This window comes from Streptomyces sp. NPDC057438, from assembly GCF_042802995.1.
GTDB lineage: Bacteria > Actinomycetota > Actinomycetes > Streptomycetales > Streptomycetaceae > Streptomyces.
The window spans coordinates 1-6,527 of the sequence record NZ_JBHVDD010000172.1; the positions used below are offsets into that span (position 1 = coordinate 1).

Sequence of the window (6,527 nt, forward strand, 5' to 3'; positions counted from 1 at the left end):
GGTCCGGTCCTCGTCGGGTCCCGCCGGCCGGTGCGGGGTGCGCCGGTACAACGGGTGTTCTGCGTGGGGGGACGGACCGCGGCGGATGCGTCGGCGCCGGTTCCGCGTCCCTCACGTCGAGACGCGGGCCGGAACCTGCACCACCGCACTGGCGCGCACGCCGCCGCGGTCCGTGCCCTGCCCGCGCGTGTCCGACGCGCACCCCTCATCCGGGTCGGTCGGAAACGGTCGCGGGCGGTGCGTCCGGTGGCTGATGGGTGATCACCAGGGACCGGACGCCGTCGGGAAATGCATGGAGTCGATCGCCGGGTCGGGCGGTTCCCGCACTTCGGGGGCCCCTGCCCGGCCTCGGCCAGACCCTCACCCGCCGTCAGGAGGCGTACCCGTGTCGAGGTGCGCCGCCGACGCGGCTCAGGAAGTCGGCGTACCCGGAACGGTGGTTCCGGCCCGCGGCGGAGCCTGGGCGCGACAGGACAGATGTCGGCGCCGCCACGGACCGGAAGTCGGGGGGAGGCGCCGGACTCAGACCGGGGCGCCGGAGAGGCGTTCGACGGCCCGCAGCAGGGCCGAGTGGTCGAGGCCGCCGTCGCCCTGGGCGCGCAGCGAGGCGACCAGCTGGGCCACCACGGCGCCGACCGGCAGGGCGGCGCCCACGGTGCGCGCGGCGTCGGTGACGATGCCCATGTCCTTGTGGTGCAGGTCGACGCGGAAACCCGGCTCGAAGTCCCGGTTCAGGAAGTTGTCCTTCTTGCGGGTCAGCACGGTCGACCCCGCGAGCCCGCCGTTCAGTACGTCCAGCGCGGCCGTCAGGTCCACGCCCGACCTCTCCAGGAAGACCACCGCCTCGGCGCACGCCTGGATGTTCACGGCGACGATCAGCTGGTTGGCGGCCTTCACGGTCTGTCCGGCACCGTGCGGACCGCACAGCACGACGGTCCGGCCGAGCGCCTCGAAGACCGGCCCGGCCTCGGCGAAGTCCGCCGGATCGCCGCCGACCATGATGGAGAGCACGGCCTCGACCGCGCCCGCCTCGCCGCCGGACACCGGGGCGTCCAGCACCCGGATGCCCTTCTCCTTCGCGGCCACGGCCAGGTCGACGGAGGTCTGCGGGGTGATGGAGGACATGTCGATCAGCAGGGTGCCGGCCCCGGCGTTCTCCAGGATGCCGTCGGGGCCGTACGCGACGGCCTCGACCTGGGGGGAGGCGGGCACCATCGTGATGACGACATCGGCGTCGCGCACGGCCTCGGCGACGGAGGCCGCCGGGGTCCCGCCGGCGGCGGCCAGCCGGTCGAGCTTGTCCTGCTCCAGCGTGAAGCCCGTGACCTCGTAACCCGCCTTGATCAGGTGCTCGGACATGGGGGACCCCATGATGCCGAGACCTATCCACGCGATCCTGGGAAGACTGCTCATGGTGAGGATGCCTCTCTGACTGCTCTGTGGCGTCTTCGGGGGTGGGGCGCAGGGCCCCGGGCGGGGGCCCACGACGGCGGCACGGGCGCTCAGCGGTCCGCGCGGGCCTCGCGGGGGAGCCATGCGAAGGCCTCGGCGCTCGGCCGGTCGCCCGGCTTGTACTCCAGGCCGACCAGACCCTCGTAACCGGCCTTGGCCAGCTGGTCGAGGAGGTCCTCCAGCGGGAGGCCGCCGGTGCCGGGTGCGCCGCGGCCGGGGTTGTCGGCGATCTGCACGTGGCCGGTCCGTCCCGCGTACTCGGTGATCACCCGCGGCAGGTCCTCGCCGTTCATGGACAGGTGGTAGAGGTCCATCAGGAAGCGCGCGTTGCCGAGGCCCGACGCCTCGTCGACCCGGTCGACGACCCCGACGGCGGCCGGGGCCGACACCAGGGGGTAGCGCGGCGACTCGACCCGGTTCAGGGCCTCGATCAGCAGGATCGCCCCGATCCGGTCGGCCGCGCGGGCGGCCGCCACCAGGTTGTCCAGGGCCAGCGCGTCCTGCTCGGCCGGATCCACGCCGTCGACCCGGTTGCCGTACAGGGCGTTGAGCGCCGTGCAGCCGACCGACTCGGCGAAGGCCGCGGCGACCTCGATGTTGGCGCGGAAGCGTTCCGACTCCACGCCGGGGATCGACAGCGCGCCCCGGTCCGGGCCCGGCAGCACACCGGAGTAGAGGTTCAGCCCGGTGAGCCGCACGCCCGCGTCCTCCAACGAGCCTCGCAGGGCATCGAGTTCGGACCGCGCGGGGGTGGGGGAGTCGACCCAGGGCCACCACAGCTCGACCGCCGTGAAGCCGGACGCGGCGGCGGCCGCGGGGCGCTCCAGGAGCGGGAGTTCGGTGAAGAGGATCGACAGGTTGACGTTGTAGCGCTGCTCCGCGAATCCCATGCGCCTCAGCCGCTCCCTTCCGTGATGATTTCCATATAGTGGAAGTTAGTTTCTGCTTAACGGAAGATTGCCGCCGGTCGCCGGGGCTTGTCAAGAGGGCTCGGTGGAAAACGGCGCCGCGCGTTAGGTTGTGCCCGTGCGATTGAGAGTGGAGTTCACGACCGAGCCCTTCGACCTCGACGAGGCCCCCGCGCACGCGCTCGTGGCCCGTGAGGTCGTCGAGGCGGCCGCCCTGGACGCGGTCGACGTCGGCCCGTTCGGCAACACGGCGGAGGGGGGTGCCGACGCGGTGCTCACCGCCGTGGACGCCCTGCTGCGGCGGACCCTGGAGTCGGGCGCCACCCGGATCTCGCTCCAGATCAATGTGCTCGGGGAGGCCGGCGAGTGACCGGCGCCGGTGACGAACCCTTCATCGCGGCCGTCAAGCCGCTGGTCGACGCCATGGGCGGGCTGCTGCTGCCGCCGGGTGAGGCGGGCCCCGACGACGTCGTCCTCGCCTGGGAGGGCGCCGACGTCGTCGCCGTACGCCTGCCGCAGCTCGCCGAGTCGCTGGACCACATCCTCGCCGCGCTGGAGCGCCAGAAGGGCCGGCCGCTGGCCGACCTCGACCGCAAGGCCAAGCAGGAGGTCGTACGGATGCTGGAGGCGCGCGGCGCCTTCTCCGTGCGCCATGGCGTGGAGACCGTGGCGACCGCGCTCGGCGTCAGCCGCTTCACCGTCTACAACTACCTCAACCGCGAGAAGGAGTCCTGAGGCGGTCCGGGGCCGCGCGGCGGGACCGGCCGTCACCGCGATTTTTCAACAAACTGTTGACGTGATGTCGTCGTGGGGCGTTAGCTTGCCGTAGCCAGTCCCGCACCACGGCCACGGAGGCTCCCGTGACTTCGCGTTCTTCGGCACCGGGCCTCGCCCGTTTCAACACCCTGGAGGAGCACGCGGCCGCCGCGGCGCTCCACGAGGCGTGCACCTCGGCCGCCTGGGGGCGTCGCCTTCTCGCCGGCCGTCCCTACGCCACCGTCGAGGACCTCCTCGCCGCCGGTGACGCCGCCATGGCCGAACTGACCGAGGAGGATCTGGCGCAGGCCATGGCCGGGCACCCGCCGATCGGCCGCCCGAAGCCGGGCGATGCGACCTCGGCCCGTGAGCAGCGCGGGATGGCCGACGCCTCCGACCGGCTCAGGGCGGAGATGCTGGAACTCAACCTCGCCTATCAGGAGAGGTTCGGCCATGTCTTCCTGATCTGCGCCACCGGCCGCACCGGCGAGCAGATGCGCGACGCGCTCAGGGAGCGGATCGGCAACGCGCCGGAGCGGGAACGCGAGATCGTCCGCACCGAACTGGGCAGGATCAACCGCATCCGCCTGGCCCGGCTCGTCGAAGTCGAAGAGGAAGCCCCGTCATGAGCACCAGCACCACCGCCTCGGTGTCCACGCACATCCTGGACACCTCCGTCGGCCGCCCCGCCGAGGGTGTGGCCGTCCGTCTCGCCGCCCGAGCGGGACGCGACGCCGACTGGCAGGCACTCGGCGGCTCGGCGACCGACGCCGACGGCCGCTGCAAGGACCTCCCGGCACCGCCGGAGGGCACGACCCACGTACGCCTCGACTTCGAGGTCGAGCCGTACCTCGCACAGACCGTGAACCAGCAGGCCGATGCGCAGCAGGACGCCCCCGCGAACCGGGACAGCGGTGCCGTGTTCTTCCCCGAGGTCGTCATCACCTTCGCGGTGACGCCCGGCGAGCACTACCACGTACCGCTGCTGCTCAACCCGTTCGGCTACTCCGTATACCGAGGGAGCTAGCACCATGCCCATCCTGGGACCGAACCAGTACGGCAAAGCCGAGAACCGGGTCGTCAAGATCACGCGGGACGGCGCCACCCACCACATCAAGGACCTGAACGTCTCCGTGTCGCTCTCCGGCGACATGGCCGAGGTCCACCTGTCGGGCTCAAACGCGAACGTCCTGCCGACCGACACCACCAAGAACACGGTGTACGCGTTCGCCAAGGAGCACGGCATCGAGTCCGCCGAGCGGTTCGCCATCCATCTGGCCCGGCACTTCGTGACCTCCCAGCCGGCCATCCACCGGGCCCGCATACGTGTCGAGGAGTACGCCTGGGAGCGCATCGAGCACGGCGGCGAGGGCGCCCACTCCTTCGCCCGCACGGGCCAGGAGACCCGGCTGGCGCAGATCACCTACGACGGCTCGTCGTGGGAGGTCGTCTCCGGCCTGAAGGACCTCACCGTCATGAACTCGACCGACTCCGAGTTCTGGGGTTACGTCAAGGACAAGTACACGACCCTGCCCGAGGCGCACGACCGTATCCTCGCCACCGAGGTGTCCGGCCGCTGGCGCTTCAACTGGACGGACGACGCCCAGGAGATGCCCGACTGGGACACGTCGTACGAGCAGACCAAGCAGCACATGCTCAGGGCCTTCGCCGAGACCTACTCCCTCTCGCTCCAGCAGACCCTGTACCAGATGGGTTCGCGGATCATCGACAACCGCGACGAGATCGACGAGGTCCGCTTCTCGCTGCCCAACAAGCACCACTTCCTGGTGGACCTGACCCCGTTCGGCCTGAAGAACGACAACGAGGTGTACTTCGCCGCCGACCGGCCCTACGGGCTGATCGAGGCGACCGTCCTGCGGGACGGGCGCGAGGCGAAGATCCCGGCGGACCTGACCAACCTCTGAGGGGCGCACCATGGCAGCAGTTCAGCGCATCGTGATCGAGAACTGTGCGATCGCGACCGTAGACGCCGACGACACCGAGTACGCCGACGGTCATGTCGTCATCGCCGGCAACCGCATCGAGGCGCTCGGCGCGGGCCGGGCCCCCGAGGGCCTTCCGGACGTCGTCCGGCGTGTCGACGCCACCGGCCACCTGGTGACGCCCGGCCTGGTCAACACCCACCACCACTACTACCAGTGGATCACCCGGGGCCTGGCCACCGACCACAACCTCTTCGACTGGCTCGTCGCGCTGTACCCGACCTGGGCACGCATCGACGAGCAGATGGTCTACGCGGCGGCCCAGGGCTCGCTGGCGATGATGGCCCGCGGTGGCGTCACCACCGCGATGGACCACCACTACGTCTTCCCGGCCGGGTCCGGCGACCTGTCCGGGGCGATCATCCGCGCCGCCCGCGAGACCGGCGTCCGCTTCACCCTCGCCCGCGGTTCCATGGACCGCAGCGAGAAGGACGGCGGTCTGCCCCCGGACTTCGCCGTGGAGACCCTCGACGGCGCGCTCGCCGCGACCGAGGCCACCGTCAAGGAGCACCACGACTCCTCCTTCGACGCGATGACCCAGGTGGCCGTCGCCCCCTGCTCGCCGTTCTCGGTCTCCACCGAACTCCTGAGGGAGGGCGCCGAATTGGCGCGCCGACTCGGGGTGCGGCTGCACACCCACGGCTCGGAGACCGTCGAGGAGGAGCAGTTCTGCAAGGAACTGTTCGGCATGGGCCCCACCGACTACTTCGAGTCCACCGGCTGGCTCGGCGAGGACGTGTGGATGGCGCACTGCGTCCACATGAACGACTCCGACATCGCCGCGTTCGCCCGCACGAAGACGGGTGTGGCCCACTGTCCTTCGTCCAACGCGCGACTGGCGGCGGGTATCGCCCGCGTCCCCGACATGCTCGCGGCCGGCGTCCCGGTCGGCCTCGGCGTCGACGGTACGGCCTCCAACGAGTCCGGCGAACTGCACACCGAGTTGCGCAACGCGCTGCTCGTCAACCGGCTGGGCGCACACCGGGAGGCCGCCCTGAACGCTCGTCAGGCCCTGCGCCTCGGGACGTACGGCGGAGCCCAGGTCCTCGGCCGCGCGGCCGAGACGGGCTCACTGGAGGCGGGCAAGCTCGCCGACCTCGTCCTGTGGAAGATGGACACCCTGGCCCACGCCTCGATCGCCGACCCGGTGACCGCCCTGGTCCTCGGCGCCGCCGCCCCGGTGACGGCGTCGTTCGTCAACGGCCGGCAGATCGTGGAGAACGGCCGGCTGCTGCACGTCGACGAGGACGCGATCGCCCGCTCCACGAGGGACGAGGCCCGGCGTCTGGCGCGGATCGCCGCCGAGGCGTGACCCGCTGAACTCCGGCCGAGGGGGACGGCCCTCGGCCGGAGCCGCGGACCCCACCCGGTCCGCGGCGGCGGTCTCCGGGGCGCGACGAGCATGCGC

The 6,527-nt window shown here is 71.5% G+C and carries 8 protein-coding genes; 6 read left to right on the forward strand and 2 right to left on the reverse strand.

Annotated elements, in window-relative coordinates; translation table 11 throughout:
- Window positions 1-522: 522 nt before the first annotated feature.
- Both ACFU5F_RS41885 and ACFU5F_RS41890 read right to left on the reverse strand, forming a co-directional pair.
- Window positions 523-1,413 carry a 2-hydroxy-3-oxopropionate reductase gene (locus ACFU5F_RS41885; protein ID WP_383898881.1) on the reverse strand — a complete coding sequence of 297 codons (891 nt, stop codon included), beginning with the start codon at window positions 1,411-1,413 and terminating at the stop codon, window positions 523-525.
- An 89-nt stretch (window positions 1,414-1,502) separates the two neighbouring features.
- Entirely contained in the window at window positions 1,503-2,342 is an 840-nt protein-coding gene (locus ACFU5F_RS41890) for a TIM barrel protein (protein WP_383898883.1), read from the reverse strand.
- Window positions 2,343-2,478: 136 nt separating this feature from the next.
- Between ACFU5F_RS41890 and ACFU5F_RS41895 the strand changes: the two genes are divergently transcribed.
- From ACFU5F_RS41895 to ACFU5F_RS41920, 6 genes are all read left to right on the forward strand, one after another.
- A complete protein-coding gene (locus ACFU5F_RS41895; RefSeq protein WP_079081786.1) occupies window positions 2,479-2,730 on the forward strand; it encodes a hypothetical protein in 252 nt (83 codons plus the stop codon).
- On the forward strand, window positions 2,727-3,095 hold the full coding sequence (locus ACFU5F_RS41900) for a helix-turn-helix domain-containing protein (RefSeq protein ID WP_383898885.1): 369 nt from the start codon (window positions 2,727-2,729) through the stop codon (window positions 3,093-3,095). Before ACFU5F_RS41895 ends, ACFU5F_RS41900 begins: the two co-directional genes overlap by 4 nt.
- A gap of 125 nt (window positions 3,096-3,220) precedes the next feature.
- Window positions 3,221-3,745 (forward strand): 2-oxo-4-hydroxy-4-carboxy-5-ureidoimidazoline decarboxylase, encoded by a 525-nt coding sequence (uraD, locus tag ACFU5F_RS41905; RefSeq protein ID WP_383898886.1) that lies wholly within the window; start codon window positions 3,221-3,223, stop codon window positions 3,743-3,745.
- Window positions 3,742-4,143: a hydroxyisourate hydrolase gene (gene uraH, locus ACFU5F_RS41910; protein WP_383898888.1), complete on the forward strand. Its 402-nt coding sequence runs from the start codon at window positions 3,742-3,744 to the stop codon at window positions 4,141-4,143. Before uraD ends, uraH begins: the two co-directional genes overlap by 4 nt.
- Window positions 4,144-4,147: 4 nt before the next feature.
- On the forward strand, window positions 4,148-5,041 hold the full coding sequence (gene pucL, locus ACFU5F_RS41915) for a factor-independent urate hydroxylase (RefSeq protein ID WP_383898890.1): 894 nt from the start codon (window positions 4,148-4,150) through the stop codon (window positions 5,039-5,041).
- A gap of 10 nt (window positions 5,042-5,051) precedes the next feature.
- On the forward strand, window positions 5,052-6,431 hold the full coding sequence (locus tag ACFU5F_RS41920; RefSeq protein WP_383898892.1) for an 8-oxoguanine deaminase: 1,380 nt from the start codon (window positions 5,052-5,054) through the stop codon (window positions 6,429-6,431).
- Window positions 6,432-6,527 lie beyond the last annotated feature (96 nt).

Excerpts from the sequence above, each read along its gene's own strand:
- ACFU5F_RS41885 (WP_383898881.1), bottom strand. The coding sequence starts at position 1,413 with ATGAGCAGTCTTCCCAGGATCGCGTGGATAGGTCTCGGCATCATGGGG.
- uraH (WP_383898888.1), top strand. The coding sequence starts at position 3,742 with ATGAGCACCAGCACCACCGCCTCGGTGTCCACGCACATCCTGGACACC.
- ACFU5F_RS41890 (WP_383898883.1), bottom strand. The coding sequence starts at position 2,342 with ATGGGATTCGCGGAGCAGCGCTACAACGTCAACCTGTCGATCCTCTTC.
- pucL (WP_383898890.1), top strand. The coding sequence starts at position 4,148 with ATGCCCATCCTGGGACCGAACCAGTACGGCAAAGCCGAGAACCGGGTC.
- ACFU5F_RS41920 (WP_383898892.1), top strand. The coding sequence starts at position 5,052 with ATGGCAGCAGTTCAGCGCATCGTGATCGAGAACTGTGCGATCGCGACC.